Consider the following 1,452-nt stretch of genomic DNA (forward strand, 5'->3'; position numbering starts at 1 on the left):
ACAATTTGTTGGCCAAAAAAAATTAGGTATGAGGGCGTTTTCTGCAGTGGGAGGCGAAAGCCTCCTTGTATCTTCTCTTATCAATTCATTATCAGATTTTTAAGAGCTTAAGTTTACAGCAATGCCCTAAAGGGGGAGAGCCCACGCGCGGAATTGTAAAAATAATAAAATTTGGAATTTTACTGAGTATAAAGTGGTGTGAGTGAGACGGTACTCCCCTTTAGGGGAGTCAGAGGGGTGTGGGTTGGGAAGTTGGAAAATAAGTGCAAATTAATATAAGGTTTGTCCATCGCGCACCCCCTAACCCCCTGAAGGGGGAGAGCCTACGCACGGAAGTGTAGAGATAGTGATGTTTGGATTTTTACTGAGTATAAAGTGATGTGAGTGAGGCGGTTCTCCCCTTTAGGGGAGTCAGAGGGGTGCGGGCCTGGGAGTTGAGAAATTAGTGCAAAATAATACAGGGTTTGTCCATCGCGCACCCCCCAACCCCCTGAAGGGGGAGAGCCTCCGCGCGGAAGTGTAAAAATAGTAAAATTTGGAATTTTACTGAGTATAAAGTGGTGTGAGTGAGACGGTACTCCCCTTTAGGGAAGTCAGAGGGGTGAGGGCGGGGAAGTTGGAAAATAAGTGCAAAATAATTTAGGGTTTGTCCATCGCGCACCCCCCAACCCCCTGAAGGGGGAGATTCCACGCACGGAAGCGTAAAAATAGTAATATTTGGATTTTTGCTGGGTGTAAAGTGTTGCGGGTGAGTCGGTTCTCCCCTTTAGGGGAGTCAGAGGGGTGAGGGCGGGGAAATTTGATTGTCCATTAACCTACTTCATTAGCTCCCTACATTTTTTTGTTATCTGCTTTATTACCTTATCTGTGTTTTCCAATACTTCTTGGTTGGTGAATCTGATGACTGTTATCCCAAAACGTTTTAATTCTTCTGTTCGGTTTGCATCATATTCTTTTTGAGGTAGTTCATCATGGATATTCCCATCCAATTCGATTACCAGTTTGATTTTATGACAATAAAAATCGGCGATGAATATATCGATAGGATGTTGTCGTCGAAAGCGTAATCCCAAAATCTTATTTCCTTTAAGGTGGTTCCAAAGTTTATGCTCGGCCGGAGTCATGTTTTTTCTCAAATTCTTAGCTTTTTGAAATATTCCGGCCTTTGCATTATAAAACATTTGGGTTTTGTCACTTAAAGGCATGATGGATATTATGATATTTTTTACCGTTTTCTACTGCGCATTTCCGTGCCCCAAGCAGTGGAAGTTCCTAACTCGCACCCCCCAACCCCCTGAAGGGGGAGAGCCTCCACGCGGAAGTGTAAAAATAGTAATATTTGGATTTTTGCTAAGTATAAAGTGGTGTGGGTGAGGTGGTTCTCCCCTTTAGGGGAGTTAGAGGGGTGAGGGCGGGGAAGTTGAGAAATTAGTGCAAATTAATAAAGGGTTT

The 1,452-nt window shown here is 43.7% G+C and carries 1 protein-coding gene; it reads right to left on the minus strand.

All coding sequences use genetic code 11. The features are described from left to right. Positions 1-815 precede the first annotated feature (815 nt). Positions 816-1,205 carry an endonuclease domain-containing protein gene (locus BM130_RS15085; RefSeq protein ID WP_010526761.1) on the minus strand — a complete coding sequence of 130 codons (390 nt, stop codon included), beginning with the start codon at positions 1,203-1,205 and terminating at the stop codon, positions 816-818. Positions 1,206-1,452: the final 247 nt, after the last annotated feature.

Source organism: Thermophagus xiamenensis, assembly GCF_900112795.1.
In the GTDB taxonomy this organism is placed as follows: domain Bacteria; phylum Bacteroidota; class Bacteroidia; order Bacteroidales; family Marinilabiliaceae; genus Thermophagus; species Thermophagus xiamenensis.

What these genes read in the sequence shown, in the direction of transcription:
- BM130_RS15085 (WP_010526761.1), bottom strand. Translation starts at nt 1,205, where the DNA reads ATGCCTTTAAGTGACAAAACCCAAATGTTTTATAATGCAAAGGCCGGA.